Consider the following 16,533-nt stretch of genomic DNA (forward strand, 5'->3'; position numbering starts at 1 on the left):
CTGTGTCTCCGTTGTGCACCGGGGCGACGGTCAGCTGAGCGTGATCCTGCAGCAGCCGCTGGCGCCGCCGGAGTTCGTGGAGTCTCCATCGCCGTCGGCGATCGCCGAGCTGGGTGCGAGTGCGAGGGACCCGATCACCGCGAGGACCACGAGAGCGGTCTTGAACGGTCTGGGCATGAGGGGTGCTCCTTGTCTGGATGACGGTTCGGTGGTGCCCATGATGACGTGTGGGATGCCCGGTGTCTCCCACTACCCACCCGTACGGCCCTGATCGGGTGAATGTTCTGGCCCCGGACGAGGCGCCGAGCGGCGGGCGGACGACACCCTCAGAATTCCACCCGCACATCGTCGGTTCACAGCGCGGAAGTTGTGGTGTCATAGATGCCATGACACCGGACGACGCCGACGGGCGGCTCGCGCACCTCGCAGCCGCGGTGGAGGACGCCATCCCTCTTGCCCTCCGGCAGGAGTGGTCGCAACGGATCTCCCACGAACCGGTGCTGGTCGCGCGGCAGGGGATCTTCTCGGAGCACGGACGGCCGTTCGCCTACCAGCTGTCGTTCCGCTCACCCGACCAGCACACCGCGGCCGCCGTCTCGTGGAGCTCCCACCAGCACGAACGCGCCACGGCCCACGTGTTCGGCGCCACCTTCGGGCGGGCCGACCTGGAGCACGTCGCCAACGGTCGGCTGCTGTTCGTGCGGTGCCCGCGGGCCTACCTGGTGGGCGAGCTGCCGATCCCGCGTCGCCCCGACCGCCTGGTGATCGAGGTCAACGACGCCGTCACCATCGACGCGGCCGTGCTGTCCGGCATCCGGCGGCTGCGGGAAGAGGGTTTCCGCGTGGCGGTCCCGGCCTTCGTCAGCAACCCGAACCAGCGTCGCCTGCTCCCCCACGCCGACTTCGTCAAGATCGACGTTCGGGACCTCGACGTCGAGGGTCCGCCGGTCGTCCACCTCGCCCGGTCCTACGGCGCGCTGCTCGTCGCCGAGTACGTGGAGAGCCCCGACACCCTGCGGCACGCGCGCGACCTCGGCTTCACGCTCTTCCAGGGCAACCTCCTCGAGCGGGCCGGCGTGCTCGACCGCGCCGGTGCCCGCCGCGTGAGCCTGTAGCAGGCTCGTGCGGTCCGTCCGTCACAGTGGGTTAGCCCGGTCGGGTGAACGGCGTCATAGAGCCGTCGGCCGTCGCTCTCATCCAGTGTGACCGCGTCCGTCGTCTCCCCCGCCATCCCCTCCCGGCTCCCGATCGCACGCCAACCGATCTGGACCGCGGACGGCCGGCTGTTCGGCAACGAGTTCCTCTACCGATCCCGGGACGGGCTGCCCGCACAGGTCGACCGCTGGCGCTCCGACCGCCAGGACGTGGCCACGGCCTCCGTGCTCGACGTGCTCTTCGGTGACGGACCGCCGGTCGCCACCTCGTTCGCCTTCGTGAACGTCACGCGCTCGTTCCTGGTCGACGACCGCCCGCTCCCCGCCCACGCGGGTCGGCTCGTGCTCGAGGTCGTCGAGTCCGTCGTCGCCGACGACGACGTGCTCGAGGGTCTCCAGCGGTTGCGGGCACGCGGGTACCGCATCGCGATCGACGACTTCTCGGCCGCGCCGGACCAGGTGGCGATGATGCCGTACGCGGACTTCGTGAAGATCGACTGCCGCGACGTGCACCGCCAGGGTGCCGCGCTCGTGCAGCTCGCGCGCCGGCACGGGGCCATGCTCGTGGCCGAGCGCGTCGCCGACGCCGCCCTCGTCGAGGAGTGCCGGGCGTGGGGGTTCGACCTGCTGCAGGGCGACGTGCTGGGCCCCGCCATCACGCTGGCCGGCTAGCTCGGGCCCGTCAGGTCCCGACTGCACCTGCGACGCGCAGGACAGCCCGTTCGACGGCGAACTGTGGGTCCCGGCCCTCTCCCTTGACCTCGGCATCCGCCTGCGCGACGGCCGAGATGGCACTGGCTAGCCCCTCCGGCGTCCACCGACGCAGGTCCGACTGCGCCCGGTCGGTCTGCCACGGCGCGAGGCCAAGGTCCCGGAGAGCGCCCGCGCCGCGGCCGCGCACGGCCGCGACCTTGGCGAGCACCCGCAGCTTGGCCGCCAGGGCCGCGACGATCGGGACCGGGTCCACCCCGGTGGCCAGCGCGTGCCGGAGCAGCGACACGGCCTGCCCTGTCTGCCCGGCGACGGCGGCGTCGGCCACCCGGAAGCCGGTCGCCTCGATGCGCCCGCCGTAGTACCGCTCGACCACGTCGGGTCCGATCAGCCCTGTGGTGTCCGCGACCAGCTGGGCGCACGACGAGGCAAGCTCGCGCAGGTCGCTGCCGACCGCGTCGACGAGGGCGCGCACAGCCTGTGCGTCCGCTCGGCGACCTGCCCGCCGGAGCTCCGCGGTGACGAAGGCGGTCTTGTCGCCGTCCGACTTGATCACGTCGCACGCCACGGTCGGGACGCCCGAGGCGCGGAGCGTGTCGAGCAGCTTCTTGCCGCGCTGGCCCCCGGCGTGGCGCAGGACCAGCACGACGTCGGAGGGGGGCGCCGCGAGGTACCCGGTGACGTCGCTCAGCAGGTCGTCGGTCGCGCGCTCCAGCCCGTCGACGACGACGACCTTGTCCTCGGCGAACAAGGACGGGCTGGTGACCACCCCGAGCGTGCCGACCGTGTAGTCGGCCGCGTCGACCCGCGTGACCTCGACCCCGGCGTCGGCGGCACGAGCGAGCGCGACGACCCGGTCGACCGCGCGGTCGGCGAGCAGACCCTCGGCGCCGCTGACCAGGAGGACCGGCGCCAGCTCGACCGCCTCCCACGGGACGCCGACGGTGGCGCGGGACGCGGGTCGGCGGGTGGCGGGAGGCACGGGCACAGCCTGCCAGACGTCACCGACGCTCGGCGGCGCGGCGGACCACGAGGAGCCGGAGGGCGCAGGCGCCCGCCGCGGTGAGCAGGACGATGCCGGCCCACCCCGGCAGCCACTCCACCTGAGCCCCTGGCGCCGCGGCCGCCACCCGCGCGACCGCGCCGATCCACCAGCACGCCGCGCCGGCCCCGAGCGACAGGACGTGCGCGCCGCCGCTCCACCACGGGGCCACGCAGCCGGCGGCGAGGCCCAGCACGGTGGCCGGCGCGATGGCTGGTGCCACCAGGACGTTCGCCGGGACGGCGTAGAGGGCGACGGTGGGCGTCAGCAGGAGGATCACCGGCGCGCAGACCAGCTGCGCAGCGACCGGCAGGGCGAGCGCGGTGGCGAGGGGACGGCCGCACACCGGCGACCAGCGCTCGGCCAACGGGCCGCCCAGCAGCACCAGACCACCGGTGGCGAGCACGGAGAGGACGAACCCCAGCTCGCCGGCCAGCCACGGGTCGGCGACGAGCAGCACCACCACGGTCGCGGCGAGCGCGGCGGGCGCCCGGTGCGGACGGCCCAGCAGCACGCCCAGGGCCGCGACCAGCCCCATCGTGGCCGCGCGCAGCACGCTCGGCGACGGGTGCACCACCAGGACCATGCACGCCATCGCCGCGAGGGCCAGGCCGACGCGGGCCCACCGGGGCAGCCGGAGGGCGGACGCGAGCACGAGGACGAGGGCGGCGACCAGCGAGAAGTGCGCGCCCGACACCGCCGTCACGTGCGTCAGCCCGGCGGTGCGCAGGGCCGCGACCAGGTCCGCGGGGACCGTCGAGGTGTCGCCGACCGTGACGCCGGGGAGCAGCGCCCCGGCGTCACCCGGCAACCGGTCCGCCAGGGCTCCGATCCCCTCCCGCAAGACCGCGGCGCCGGCGTCCGCATCCGACGGCGGCCGCACCACCTCCGGCGCCCCGCTGCTGAGCAGCACCGCGACGGTGCGGCCGCCGGGCTCCCCCGTTCGCAGCCGGCCGGCGCCGGAGACGCGGGCGCCGTAGGGCACCGACGCCCAGGAGGACGGTCCGAGCACCAGCACCCTCCCCGTCGCGCCGGACGCACGCCCGCCGGCGGTGACCCGGTCGACGGCGAGCAGGCACCGGACGCGCTCGGGGGCTCCGGGCCACGCGGGCGCGAGCACGGTCGGCTCGGCGACGACGATCCCGTCGACGCGCCCCACCGACGCCTCACGGGCGAGCACGGGCAGCAGCCCGGCGGCCCGTGCGGTCGTCTGGCTCGCCCCCGCGCCGAGCACGGCCGCTCCCGCGACGAGCGCCAGGGCCAGCACGGGGCCGATCACCCTCGGCCGCCGGACCGTCGAGCCACGCCCGGCGGACCGGCCCCACAGCAACCCACCGACCGCTAGCCCGAGGCAGACCCCGGCGCCGACCAGGGCCTCGCGCCCCGGGACCCGGGTGACCACCAGGGCGGCGACCCATGCGGCGACGGCCGCGGGCAGGAGCCGCACGTCGACGGTGAGCGGCGGGTCGGTGTCGTCGGCAGGCGGGGCGGGGGTCACACGCGCACCAGCGCGCGCAGCCGCTCGAGCAGGGTCGGACCGATGCCGGCGACGTCGGCGAGCTCGTCGACCGAGGTGAACGGCCGGTCCTCGCGGTGCGCGACGATCCGGCCGGCCAGCACCGGGCCGATGCCGGGCAGCGCGTCGAGCGCCGCCTCGTCCGCACCGTTCAGGTCGAGGAGCGCGTCGCCGCTCCCCGCGGAGCCCGCGTCCGCACCCACCGGCTGCTCGCCCGGCCGCGGGACGACGATCTGCTCGCCGTCCACGAGGATGCGCGCCAGGTTGAGGGCACTCACCTGCGCGTCGGCGCTCGAACCCCCGGCCGCGGCGATCGCGTCGACCACCCGCGACCCCTCCGGCAGCCGGACGACGCCCGGCGTGGCGACGGCACCGACCACGTCGACGACCACCTCGGCGGGGACGCCCGTCGGGTCGGCGGCGGTCCCGCTCGGGGCCGGGACGGGGAGCACGACCGCAGGCCCGGGCGCGAGCGATACCGTCCGCAGCGCGACTCCCCCGGCCACCAGGAGCACGACGAGCCCGGCCGCAGCTCCGACCTGCCACGACACCGTCCACCGGAGGCGTCGACGCCGCTCCGGCGTCCGGGCGATCGGGTCGCCGTGCGCCGCGGTGTACCCGACCGACGCGACCTGGAGCGCTGCGGTCGTCCGGGCGACCGGGTCGGCCGGGTCGACCGGGTCGCCCGGGTCGGCCGGGTCGGCCGGGTCGCCCGGGTCGCCCGGGTCGCCCGGGTCGGACGGGTGGGCCGGGTGGGCCGGGTGGGCCGGGTCGGACGGGTCGGACGGTACCGCGGCGCGCGGCGAGACGGTCCGGGCGACCCAGTCGGCCGGGTCGGCGGCCGGCGGCAGGCTGAGAGACGTGAGGTCGCGCACGGCGGCTTGCGGGACCCACCCCGTGCCTGGGCGCGGTGTCTCGACTCTCGGGAACGCGCGCGGTGCGACGGCCGCGGCGGACGGCGGCGGTCGTGGCGCGACCGGTGACGCGCGGTGCGTCGTGAGTACGGACAGCCGACGCCGGGTGGTCAGGGCGAGGTCGCGGTCACGGCGTGGCACGCGCCGAACGTACGGTCGCCCCGGTCCGGCACACCCGTGTCCCGTGACGGCTGTGCCCGTGGGGCCTGCCAGACGGGCTGTGGGCGGGTCGCCGACGCCCGGGCGGGAGCTCAGGCGTCGGCGACGACGATCGCCAGCAGGCCCGGCCCGACGTGCGCGGCGAGCACGGCACCGGACTCGCAGACCACCGTCTCCTCGACCCGGCCGCCGCTCATGGCACTGAGCTCGTCGGCCAGCGTCGCAGCGATCTCGGCCTGCCCCAGGTGGTGCACCGCCACCCGGGCGTGCGGGCGCCGCGCGATGTCGGCCACGGCCAGCGCGACGAGCCGGTCCCGGGCGGAGCGTCGCGTCCGCACCTTCTCCAGCACCTCGATCGCGCCGTCGTGCAGCGACAGGATCGGGCGCAGGCCGAGGACGATGCCGAACGCCGTCGCCGGCATGCTCAGCCGGCCTCCCCTGCGCAGGTGCTCCAGCGAGTCCACCAGGAACCAGACCCGTGTCGAGGCCGCGACCGAGACGGCGTGCTCGGCGACACGGCTCCCGGACGGCAAGGACGGTCCGACGCGACCGCGGGCGTGCCACCGGGCACGGGCGCCAGCGAACGGACCCGACCCCGGTGCGGGAGCGGGCGGTTCCGGTGGGCCGAGGGAGAAGCGCGCCGCGTCGAGCACCGCGAAGCCCAGCGCCATCGCCACCGCGCCGGAGTCGACCACGTGCACGGTCACCGGTGCGGCCTCCGCGGCGAGGCTGGCCGCCCGCACCGTGCCCGACAGCTCGCCCGACAGGTGGATCGACACGATCTCGCGGGCGCCGGACGCAGCGGCCCGGTCGTAGGCCGCGGCGAAGGCTGCGGGCGACGGCTGGGAGGTCGACACCTTGGCGCCCCGGGTCAGCGCGGCGAGCAGGGCGCCCGGGGTCAGGTCGACGCCCTCGATGTGCCGCTCGCCGTCGACGACGACATCCAGCGGGACGACCCCGATGCCCCACCGCTCGGCCGCGCCCTCCGGGAGCGAGGCCGTGGAGTCGGTGACGATCGCGACCGACGGCTGCTCGGGCGGGCGACGACCGGGCATGCGGCTCAGGCCGGGACGATGTTGACGAGCTTCGGCGCCCGGATGATCACGGTGCGGATGTCACGCCCGTCGAGCGCGCGCTGCACGCCGACGTCGGCGAGCGCCAGGGCGCGCAGGTCGGCCTCGGACGCGTCGGGCGCCACCTCGGCACGCCCGCGCACCTTGCCCTGCACCTGGAAGATGCACGTCACGGAGTCCTCGACCAGCTGGGCCGGGTCCGCCACGGGGAACGGCTCGTAGGCGAGGGAGCGCTCGTGGCCCAGCCTCGACCACAGCTCTTCGGCCAGGTGCGGCGCCACCGGAGCGGTCATGAGCACGAGCGGCTCGATCGCCGCGCGAGGCGTCGTCGGCAGCGTCGTCAGGTGGTTGTTGAGGACGATCAGGCGCGAGATGGCCGTGTTCACCCGCATGGCAGCCATGTCCGCGGTGACGTCCGCGATCGCGCGGTGCAGCACCCGCAGCGTCTCCTCGGAGGGCGCCTCGTCGGACACGACGGTGGCACCGGTGCCCTCGTCGACGACGTTGCGCCACAGCCGCTGGAGGAACCGCTGCGACCCGACGACCGCACGGGTCTCCCACGGACGCGAGAGGTCCAGCGGGCCCATCGACATCTCGTACACGCGCAAGGTGTCGGCGCCGTACTCGGCGTACATGTCGTCGGGCGTCACCATGTTCTTCAGCGACTTGCCCATCTTCCCGTACTCACGGTTCACCGGTTCGCCCTGCCAGCTGAACCCGGTCTCCGACGCGGCGTCCTCGATGACCTCGTCGGCGGGCACGTGCACGTCCCGCGCGTCGGTGTAGGCGTAGGCCTGGATGTAGCCCTGGTTGAACAGCTTGTGGAACGGCTCGCCGCTGGCAACGTGCCCCAGGTCGTGCAGCACCTTGTGCCAGAACCGCGCGTAGAGCAGGTGCAGGACCGCGTGCTCGACGCCGCCGACGTACAGGTCGACGCCGCCGATGGAGTCGGGCTTCTGCTCCCCGTGGCCCGGTCCCATCCAGTACTGCTCGAGCGTGGGGTCCACCAGCCGCGTGTCGTTGGTGGGGTCCAGGTAGCGCAGGTAGTACCAGCAGGAGCCGGCCCAGTTGGGCATGGTGTTGGTGTCCCGGCGGTACTGCTTCAGGCCGTCGCCGAGGTCCAGCGTGACGTTCACCCAGTCCTGGTTGCGGCCCAGCGGCGGTTCCGGGGTGGAGTGGGCGTCGTCCGGATCGAACGTGCGCGGCGAGTAGTCGGGCACCTCGGGCAGGTTCACGGGCAGGGCCGACTGCGGGACTGCCAGCGGCAGGTCGTGCTCGTCGTAGACGATCGGGAACGGCTCGCCCCAGTAGCGCTGGCGGCTGAACAGCCAGTCGCGCAGGCGGTAGGTGATGGTGCCCTCGCCGACACCCTTCGCGGTCAGCCAGTCGGTGATCCGCGCCTTGGCGTCGGCCACCGACAGCCCGTCCAGGCTGATCTCGGCGTTGGAGGAGTTGATCGCCAGGCCGTCGCCGGTGCGGGCACCGGGCTCGGTGCCCTCCGGCGCGTCGATCGTGTAGACGACGGGCAGGGCGAACGCCTCCGCGAACGCGAAGTCGCGGGCGTCGCCGCCGGGGACGGCCATGATCGCGCCGGTGCCGTACCCCATCAGCACGTAGTCCGCGGTGAACACGGGCAGCAGCTCGCCGTTGACCGGGTTGGCGGCCAGGTGACCGGTGAACACGCCCGTCTTGCGACCGGCGTCGGCCTGCCGCTCGACCGCGGTCTTGGACGCGGCCTCGGCCCGGTAGGACGCCACCGCGTCCACCGGGGTGCGGTGCCCGCCGGTCCAGACGTCCTTCGTGCCGTCGGGCCACGCCGCGGGCACCTGGTCGAGCAGCGGGTGCTCAGGAGACACGACCACGAAGGTGGCGCCGAACAGGGTGTCCGGCCGGGTGGTGAACACCTCGACCTGGTCGCCGCCCTGCACGGCGAACCGCACCCGCGCGCCGGACGACCTCCCGATCCAGTTGCGCTGCATCGCCTTGACCTTGTCCGGCCACTCGATGTGCTCCAGGTCGTCGATCAGCCGGTCCGCGTAGGACGTGATCCGCATGTTCCACTGCCGCAGGCTGCGCTGGAACACCGGGAAGTTGCCGCGCTCGGACCGGCCGTCGGCGGTCACCTCCTCGTTGGCCAGCACCGTGCCCAGGCCCGGGCACCAGTTGACGGGCGTCTCGGAGACGTAGGCCAGCCGGTGCGTGTCCAGCACGCGCCGGCGCGCGACCTCGTCCAGGCCGGCCCACTCGTCGCCGCGCTTCCCCGCGTCGTACTCGGCGACGAGCTCCGCGATCGGGCGCGCCCGACCGACGCCGCCGTCGGGCCGTGGCGCGGTCTCGTCGTACCAGGAGTCGAAGATCTGCAGGAAGATCCACTGCGTCCAGCGCACGTAGGCCGGGTCGATGGTCGCGAACGACCGCCGCGGGTCGTGCGCCACGCCCAGGCGTCGCAGCTGCCGCTGCATGACCTCGATGTTCGCCTCGGTGGTCACGCGCGGGTGCTGGCCCGTCTGCACGGCGTACTGCTCGGCGGGCAGGCCGAAGGCGTCGAACCCCAGCGCGTGCAGGACGTTGTCGCCCTGCATGCGGCGGAACCGGCCGACCACGTCGGTGGCGATGTACCCGAGCGGGTGCCCCACGTGCAGGCCCGCGCCCGAGGGGTACGGGAACATGTCCATCACGAAGAACGCCGGCTGCGCGGGGTCCGCGTTCCGGCCGTCGCCGTCGGTGAGGTCCCCCGTGGGGTTCGCGGCGAAGAACGTGCCGCGGTCCGCCCACTCGTCCTGCCAGCGCAGCTCGATCTCGCGCGCGAGGTCAGCCGTGTAGCGGAACGGGACGTCGTCGGTGGAGGTGGGTGCGGGGGCGTCCTGCGAGGTCACCCGGCGAGTTTACCGACCGCCCGCGATGACGCCGTACGCGGTCGTGTGGGCGCGGAGGCGCGGTCGTATGCTCCGGTCATGTCGGACAGCGCCCAGCAGCCAGCCCCCGCCACGTCCACGGCCGACCTGGCTGCCCTGCGAGCCGCCGCCGCCCAGGCCGCCGCCGAGGCTGCCGAGGCGAGGTCCCAGGCCGCGGCTGCCGCGCTCGCTGCGGCGGAGGCGGCCGCGTCGGGACAGCCGAACGTGGCTGCGCCTCCCCCCGCTCCCCCGACTGCAGCACCAGGGTCGGCGCTGTCGGAGCATGCCGCCCAGATCGCTGCGGGCTACACCTTCGCCGGCCCGATGCTCCCCCTCGGCGCTCTCGTGGAAGGGGACGTGGCCCTCCCGTCCGTGCCGGTCGGGATCCCGCTCGGGATGATGAACCGGCACGGCCTCGTGGCCGGTGCGACCGGCACGGGCAAGACCAAGACGCTCCAGGTGCTCACCGAAGGGCTCTCCGCGGCCGGCGTCCCGGTGTTCGTCTCGGACATCAAGGGGGACCTGTCCGGGCTGGCCGTGCCGGGCACCTCGAGCGAGAAGCTCCTGGCGCGCACCTCCAGCCTCGGGCAGGACTGGGTGGCCACCGCGTCGCCGGTAGAGTTCCTCAGCCTGGGCGGGATCGGGACCGGTTCGCCGGTGCGGACCACCGTCACGGACTTCGGCCCACTGCTGCTGTCCAAGGTGCTCGGCCTGAACGCGACGCAGGAGTCGAGCCTGGGCCTGATCATGCACTGGGCCGACACGCAGGGGCTCGCGCTCCTGGACCTCAAGGACCTCCAGGCCACCATCGCGTACCTGGTCAGCGACGAGGGCAAGCCGCTGCTCAAGGGCATCGGCGGCCTGTCGGCGGCCACCGCGGGGGTCATCCTGCGCGAGATCGTGTCGCTCCAGGGGCAGGGTGCCGACGCCTTCTTCGGCGAGCCGGCGTTCGACGTGTCGGAGCTGCTGAAGACCACCCCTGACGGTCGGGGCGTCGTCAGTGCGCTCGAGCTGCCCGGCGTGCAGGACCGGCCGGCCCTGTTCTCGACGTTCCTCATGTGGCTGCTGGCCGAGCTGTTCCAGGAGCTCCCCGAGGTGGGCGACCCCGACAAGCCGAAGCTGGTGTTCTTCTTCGACGAGGCGCACCTGCTGTTCACGGGCGCGTCCTCGGACTTCCTCACCCAGGTCACGCAGACGGTCCGGTTGATCCGCTCCAAGGGCGTCGGGGTCTTCTTCGTCACCCAGAGCCCGAAGGACGTGCCGGCGGACGTGCTGGGTCAGCTGGGCAACCGCGTGCAGCACGCCCTGCGCGCGTTCACCCCGGACGATGCCAAGGCCCTGCGGTCCGCGGCCCGAACCTTCCCCACGTCCCCCTACGACCTGGAGCAGCTGCTCCAGTCGCTGGGCACCGGCGAGGCGGTCGTCACCGTGCAGTCCGAGCGCGGGACGCCGACCCCGGTCGCGTGGACGCGGCTGCGGGCGCCCCAGTCGTCGATGGAGCCGATGCCGGCCGCGACCATGGCGGCCGCCGTGTCCGCGTCCCCCCTGTCCGGCCGGTACGCGGTGGCCGTGGACCGCGAGTCGGCGTACGAGCTGCTCGCGGTCCGGGCCCAGAAGGCGCAGGAGGCCGCCCGCCGCGCGCAGGAGGCCGAAGAGGCGCAGGACCGGGCCGACGAGGCCGCCCGCGAGGCGCGCAGGGCGGCCCCGCGGCGGTCGGCCAGCCGGACCAGCCCGCTGGACAGCCTGCTGCGGTCAGCGGGTACTCAGCTGGGGCGTGAGATCACGCGCTCGATCTTCGGCACCCGGCGGCGCTGAGAGCGTCGGAACGGGTCCCCGCCCGAACGCCAGCACGACGCCGAGGCCGAGGGCGGTCAGCCCCGCCCCGACCCACGCCGGCGCCAGGTACCCGAAGCCGCCGGCGATGACCAGGCCGCCCGCGAACGCACCGGCCGCGTTGCCCAGGTTCAGGGCGGAGTGGCACAGCGCGGCGCCCAGGGACGGTGCCGCCGGCGAGACGTCCATCAGGCGCGTCTGGAGCGACAGCCCGAGCACCTGGGACGTCACGCCCAGCAGGACGAGCGCCAGGACCGCGGGCACCGGGGACGCCCCGACGAGCGCGATGGCGACGAGTACCACGATCGTCGCGACCATGCCCCCGATGACGGTCCCGAGCACCGACCGGTCGGCCAGCCGTCCGCCCAGCAGCGTGCCGATCGTCATGCCGATCCCGTACAGGGCGAGCACCAGCGGAACCAGCGAGATGTCCAGCCCCGTCACCTCGGTGAGCAACGGCTTGACGTAGGAGTAGACCGCGAACATCCCGCCGAACCCGATCGCGCCGGCGCCGAAGGCGATCCACAGCCGGCGGTTGCGCAGGGCGGCGAGCTCGGTGCGGACCGTGGTGCCGGCCGGCGACGGCAGCGACGGCGTCCAGGCGTGCAGCGCAGCGAGCGTGACCAGCCCGAGGACGCCGACCCCGACGAACGCCCAGCGCCAGCCGACGGCCTGTCCGATGATCGCGGTCAGCGGGACGCCCACCGCGCACGCGACCGTCAGGCCCGCCATCATGGCGGCGACCGCCCGGCCCCGCTTCTCCGGGCCGACCACGGCCGTCCCCATGACCGCGCCGACGCCGAAGAACGCCCCGTGGGGCAGTCCGGCGAGGAACCGCGCGAGCACCAGCCAGCCCTGGGTCGGCGCGAACGCGGACAGCACGTTGCCGACGGTGAACGCGACCATGAGCAGGAGCAGGAGGCGGCGACGGTCCAGGCGGGCGCCGAGGGCCGCGAGCGTCGGGGCACCGGCGACGACACCGAGGGCGTACGCGGTGATCGCGTGCCCGGCCGTGGGGATGGAGACCGCGAGGTCGTCGGCGATCTCCGGAAGCAGGCCCATCGTGGCGAACTCGGTGGTGCCGATGCCGAACCCGCCGAGCGCGAGGGCGAACAGCGCGGCGCGTGAGCGCGCGGGCGTGAGGGTGACCAACGACGAGCCTCCGGACGAATCGATTCGATCTCGAGGCGGAGTGCGTCGTCGTCAGCTCCGGTGGATGCCGCCAGCGTACGGGGTGTCAGGCGGAGGGGACCAGCCAGATCGCGCGGGCGGCCACCTCGCCGAGGTCGACGGTGCGCGCACCCACCCGCACCGAGATCACGCCGGCGACCGTCCGGCGCTCCACCACGACGAGCGGCGCGTCGAGCACGAGCCCGACCGACTCCAGGTAGCGCAGGAGCCCCGGGTCGGCGTCGGAGATGCGCGCGACCGCCCACTCCCCCGGCTCCACGTCCCACAGCACGCTGGCCGCCGGGATCTCGAGGGACCCGTCCGCACCCGGGATGGGGTCGCCGTGCGGGTCGCGGCTCGGGTGGCCGAGCTGGGCGGCGATGCGCTCGACGAACAGGTCCGAGACCGCGTGCTCGAGCACCTCGGCCTCGTCGTGCACCTCGTCCCAGCCGTAGCCGAGCAGCTCCACCAGGAACGTCTCGATGAGGCGGTGGCGGCGCACGACCGCGAGCGCGTGCCGCTCGCCGTCCGCGGTGAGCTCGACGGCCCCGTACGGCTGGTGCGTGAGCAACCCGCTGTCCGCGAGCCGCCGGACGGTCTCCGACACCGTGGACGCCCCGACGCCGAGACGCCTGGCCAGCATCTTGGTGGTGACCGGCTGGCTCGACCACTCGCGGGCCGACCACACGACCTTGAGGTAGTCCTGCGTGACGGCGCTCAGCTCGGGGGTGGTCGGCGTGCTCACGGGATCAGGGTAGGGCGCCCCCTGCGTCCTCCGGGTTCACCAGCCGTCGACGGACCAGTGCCAGGGCTCGCTCGGCAGGTTCTGCAGGCCGTAGTCCGCGGCGTGCTCGGTGAGCCAGACGAACGCCGGTGAGCCGGCCCGGAGCACGGACCCTCCGGTCGTGAAGTCGAGGGCCAGGCCTCGCTCGTGGCGCGACGTCCCCGGCGGAGCCGTCTGCGGCCGGCAGATGACGACCGTCGGGTCCGCCTCGGTCGGGCTGCAGTTCGCGGCGCGCAGCGCGATCTGCTGGCTCGCGCTGCGCCACCCTCCGGCGTGCAGGTCGATGCCGGCGTCGCGCGCCGCCGACATCAGGGCGTCCAGCGCATCGGCGAGGCACGGGTGGACGCGCACGCCGAGCCCGGTGACCACGGTGTCGGACTCGGGGACCGGCGCGGTGACCTCGTCACAGTCGGTGGCCACCTCGGTCCGCGCCATCAGCTCCACCGGGACGTCGACGCGCCACAGCTCCTGGCCGGTCGTCGCGCGCAGCAGCAGGGCGCCCTCCTCGAGCTGGAGCGTCGCCCCGGGGCTGGCGGGCGCGCCGGTGGTCCACAGCGCCGCACCGTCGGCCCCCGACACCGACACGGTGCCGTCCTCGAGGACCGCGAGCGCCGCAGCCCCGGGCACGGGGGCGGTCCACACCACTGTCTGGTCGAACGTCAGGGCGAGGCCGTCGGCCGCGAGCCCGAGCCGCAGGTGGCCGTCCGGGGAGCTCAGCTGCTGGCCGACCGCCAGCGGCGCCCCGGCAGCCAGTGACGACGGCCCGATCACCGTGCCGGTGCTCCACACGGGAGCGCCCGCGGCGTCGTACAGGACCAGGTCACCGTCGTCCTGGAGCACCAGCGACGACCCGGGGTGGCCCGCGGTGCGGCTGCGCCAGGTCCGGTTGCCGTCGGCGTCGGTGACGACCAGGTTGCCGTCCTCGCCCAAGGTGAGCGTGGAGCCGGGAGCGGTGGTCTGCGTGGACCAGCGCGTCGTCGCGTCCGGGCCGAGCAGCGCCACCGAGCCGTCGTCGAGCACGAGGAGGGTCTGCCGACCGTCCGGGGAGGACAGCGCGTCCCCCGCCGCCAGCGCGCCCCCCGACGGGAGGATCGACGGGCGCACGCCGGTGCCGGTGTCCCACACCTGGGCACCCTGCGCGTCGAGCACCACGAGGTCGCCGTCGTCCTGGAGCACCAGGGTCGACCCCGCGCTCGCCGGTGCGTCCGGTCGCCAGGTCACCGTGCCGTCCGGAGCGGTCAGGGTGACGTCACCGTTCTCACCCACGCTGAGCAGGGACCCGGGGCTCGCCGGACCGGAGACCCAGCGCGGATCGGGGTCGGCGCCGTACAGGGCGAGCACCCCGTCGGGCTGGACCACCAGCGTCTGCGAGCCGTCCGCCGACACCAGGCCCTCGCCCGGTGCGAGCACCTCCCCCGGACGCAGCTCGGCCTCGCCGGGAGCCGCGGACGCGCCCGGCGCGAGCGCGAGGGTGCCGGCGAGGACGCACACGACGGTGAGGGCGGCACGAACGACGGGGTGCGACCGCGCACCCCGCACTCCCCCGACCGACGACGCAGCCCGGACCATCCGCCCCTCCCCCGCGCACGTCCGACGCTCCGGCTCGCGCGCACTTCCACACTAGGGCAGCGTGACCCAGATCACACGGGTGAAGGAGTGGCGCGGTTGCCCGGCTCGGTGGGCACCGCAGGGGTGACCGGCCACCGCAGGCGCGAGGTGACGGTGACCGTGGTGTCGGGCCGGACCTGCACCAGCTGGTAGTCGAGGAACCGGCGCGTGACCGGGTTCCAGCGCAGCACGGTCAGCTCCGCGACCCCGTTGAGCGGACCCACGGTGGGCTGACCCAGCGTTGCGCCCGCGGTGCTCGAGCTCACGTAGCGCACCCCGCGAGCCACCCGCTCGGGCCCGTAGCGGCGGTGCAGGTGGCCCGAGATCTGCGCCGGGACGCAGCCGTTGTCCAGCGCCGCCTGGCCGACGGCCGGGGTGTGGATCAGCAGCAGGTCGACGCCGTCGGGGTCGTCGCACGCGACGTCGGCCAGCCGGTCGGCCGCGTCCGCCGACGACTCCTTCCCGGCCTGCGCGGTCCCGCCGGCTCCGACGCGCGTCTCGTTCGCGTCGCTGTCGCCCAGGATGCGCAGGCCGTCCACCTCGACGACCGCGCCGTCCAGCACCGTGGCGCCGGCCCTCGCGTAGTTCCTCGAGGTCTCCCGCGAGTCGTGGTTGCCCGGGGACGTGACCAGCTCCACGCCCGCCGGCACCGCTCGGGCGAACGTGGTGACGCAGTACTGCTCGACCGAGGTCCCGTTGATCGTCGTGTCGCCGGCATCGAGGACGAGGTCGGCCCCCGAGCGCTCGACGAGAGTCCGGATGAGCGGCGCCATGCCGACGTTGCAGTGCAGGTCGGAGACCACGACGACGGTCAGCAGGCTCGCCTCGTCCGGTCCGCTCGGGCTGCCGCTCGGCGTCGGGTCGCTCGTCGGCGACGAGTCCTCGCGGTCGTCCCAGGCGGACTCGAGCGAGGCGTTCGCCTCCGCGTAGAACTTCTCGTTCTTGCGCAGCTCGGCCACCACCTGCCCGCCGTAGGTGTCGATCACGCCGCCGAGCCGCCCGGTCACGCGCGCACCCTCGAGCGGCGTCCCGTCGAAGACCGCCGACGCCGGCTGCGACACCGACGGGCGGTCCCTGCGCCCCAGGCTGGACGTCAGGACGGTGGCAGTCAGCGCCACCACCGTCACCCCGACCACCGCCGACCGCAGGTGCGGACGCAGGTGCTCGTAGAGCTCGGCGCGCCGCGCGCCCCCGAGCAGGAACCGCGCCAGGAACCACCCGCCGACCAGGACCCCGAGGGCCAGGCCGGCCCGCTCCAGCGCCTCCACGGCCAGCGCACGGGCGACGTCCTGCACGGTCGCCTGCGGGCCGGAGAAGAACTGGAGGTAGCTCTGGAGGTCCCCGCTCAGCGCGGCGAGGGTCCGGGACTGGTCGAGCTCGGTGACCGACGCCGGGATCTCCTGCACGACGACGCGCACGCCGAGAGTCAACGGCAGCGGCGAGTCGATCTGGAGCGTCCCGAGCGGTCCGAGGTCGACGGTCACGGTGTCGTCCGTGGTCACGTCGTAGCGCGCCTCGTGCGGACCGAGGCTGCTCTCGACCGAGGCCGTGGTGATCCCGAACGTGAGCGCGACCAGCACGGCACCGAGGACCAGGAGGGCGCGCGGCCACCATCGACGCGCGACGCCCGGCTCCGGGCTGCTCGGGTGGCTCATCGCCCCCGAGCCTAGGGCGC

13 protein-coding genes are annotated in these 16,533 nt (G+C 74.5%); 3 read left to right on the top strand and 10 right to left on the bottom strand.

Translation table 11 applies throughout. From position 1 onward, the window contains the following. Positions 1-30 precede the first annotated feature (30 nt). The gene (locus tag ACO06A_RS00515; protein WP_421734220.1) at positions 31-177 is read right to left on the bottom strand and encodes a hypothetical protein; all 147 of its coding nucleotides are present in this window, start codon (positions 175-177) and stop codon (positions 31-33) included. A gap of 209 nt (positions 178-386) precedes the next feature. On the opposite strand from ACO06A_RS00515, the gene ACO06A_RS00520 reads away from it, so the two are divergent. Both ACO06A_RS00520 and ACO06A_RS00525 read left to right on the top strand, forming a co-directional pair. Next, positions 387-1,115, top strand: a complete 729-nt coding sequence (locus tag ACO06A_RS00520; protein ID WP_421734221.1) for an EAL domain-containing protein — start codon at positions 387-389, stop codon at positions 1,113-1,115. Positions 1,116-1,202: 87 nt separating this feature from the next. Beyond that, a complete protein-coding gene (locus ACO06A_RS00525; RefSeq protein WP_421734222.1) occupies positions 1,203-1,826 on the top strand; it encodes an EAL domain-containing protein in 624 nt (207 codons plus the stop codon). 10 nt (positions 1,827-1,836) lie between these two features. Here the strand turns inward: ACO06A_RS00525 and holA are convergent, their stop codons facing one another. The 5 genes from holA to leuS form a co-directional block, all read right to left on the bottom strand. Next, on the bottom strand, positions 1,837-2,847 hold the full coding sequence (gene holA, locus ACO06A_RS00530; RefSeq protein ID WP_421734223.1) for a DNA polymerase III subunit delta: 1,011 nt from the start codon (positions 2,845-2,847) through the stop codon (positions 1,837-1,839). 19 nt (positions 2,848-2,866) lie between these two features. Beyond that, the gene (locus ACO06A_RS00535; RefSeq protein WP_421734224.1) at positions 2,867-4,405 is read right to left on the bottom strand and encodes a ComEC/Rec2 family competence protein; all 1,539 of its coding nucleotides are present in this window, start codon (positions 4,403-4,405) and stop codon (positions 2,867-2,869) included. After that, complete coding sequence (locus ACO06A_RS00540; protein ID WP_421734225.1) at positions 4,402-5,298, bottom strand: ComEA family DNA-binding protein; 897 nt, start codon at positions 5,296-5,298, stop codon at positions 4,402-4,404. Before ACO06A_RS00540 ends, ACO06A_RS00535 begins: the two co-directional genes overlap by 4 nt. Positions 5,299-5,588: 290 nt before the next feature. Further along, a complete protein-coding gene (locus tag ACO06A_RS00545; RefSeq protein WP_421734226.1) occupies positions 5,589-6,551 on the bottom strand; it encodes a DegV family protein in 963 nt (320 codons plus the stop codon). A gap of 5 nt (positions 6,552-6,556) precedes the next feature. Further along, positions 6,557-9,445, bottom strand: coding sequence for a leucine--tRNA ligase (gene leuS / locus ACO06A_RS00550; RefSeq protein WP_421734227.1), 2,889 nt, complete (start codon positions 9,443-9,445; stop codon positions 6,557-6,559). Positions 9,446-9,523: 78 nt separating this feature from the next. On the opposite strand from leuS, the gene ACO06A_RS00555 reads away from it, so the two are divergent. Further along, the gene (locus tag ACO06A_RS00555; RefSeq protein WP_421734228.1) at positions 9,524-11,278 is read left to right on the top strand and encodes a helicase HerA-like domain-containing protein; all 1,755 of its coding nucleotides are present in this window, start codon (positions 9,524-9,526) and stop codon (positions 11,276-11,278) included. Here ACO06A_RS00555 and ACO06A_RS00560 read toward each other — a convergent pair. From ACO06A_RS00560 to ACO06A_RS00575, 4 genes are all read right to left on the bottom strand, one after another. Next, positions 11,216-12,448, bottom strand: a complete 1,233-nt coding sequence (locus ACO06A_RS00560; protein WP_421734229.1) for an MFS transporter — start codon at positions 12,446-12,448, stop codon at positions 11,216-11,218. The two genes, ACO06A_RS00555 and ACO06A_RS00560, sit on opposite strands and share 63 nt — an antisense overlap. Positions 12,449-12,533: 85 nt before the next feature. Continuing rightward, positions 12,534-13,211, bottom strand: a complete 678-nt coding sequence (locus ACO06A_RS00565; RefSeq protein ID WP_421734230.1) for a metal-dependent transcriptional regulator — start codon at positions 13,209-13,211, stop codon at positions 12,534-12,536. 36 nt (positions 13,212-13,247) lie between these two features. Then, complete coding sequence (locus ACO06A_RS00570) at positions 13,248-14,819, bottom strand: D-alanyl-D-alanine carboxypeptidase family protein (RefSeq protein ID WP_421734231.1); 1,572 nt, start codon at positions 14,817-14,819, stop codon at positions 13,248-13,250. Between the two features lie 71 nt (positions 14,820-14,890). Further along, positions 14,891-16,513: a metallophosphoesterase family protein gene (locus tag ACO06A_RS00575; protein ID WP_421734232.1), complete on the bottom strand. Its 1,623-nt coding sequence runs from the start codon at positions 16,511-16,513 to the stop codon at positions 14,891-14,893. Between the last annotated feature and the right edge of the window lie 20 nt (positions 16,514-16,533).

The sequence above is a fragment of the Cellulomonas sp. genome, from assembly GCF_965229465.1.
Taxonomy (GTDB): Bacteria; Actinomycetota; Actinomycetes; order Actinomycetales; family Cellulomonadaceae; genus Cellulomonas.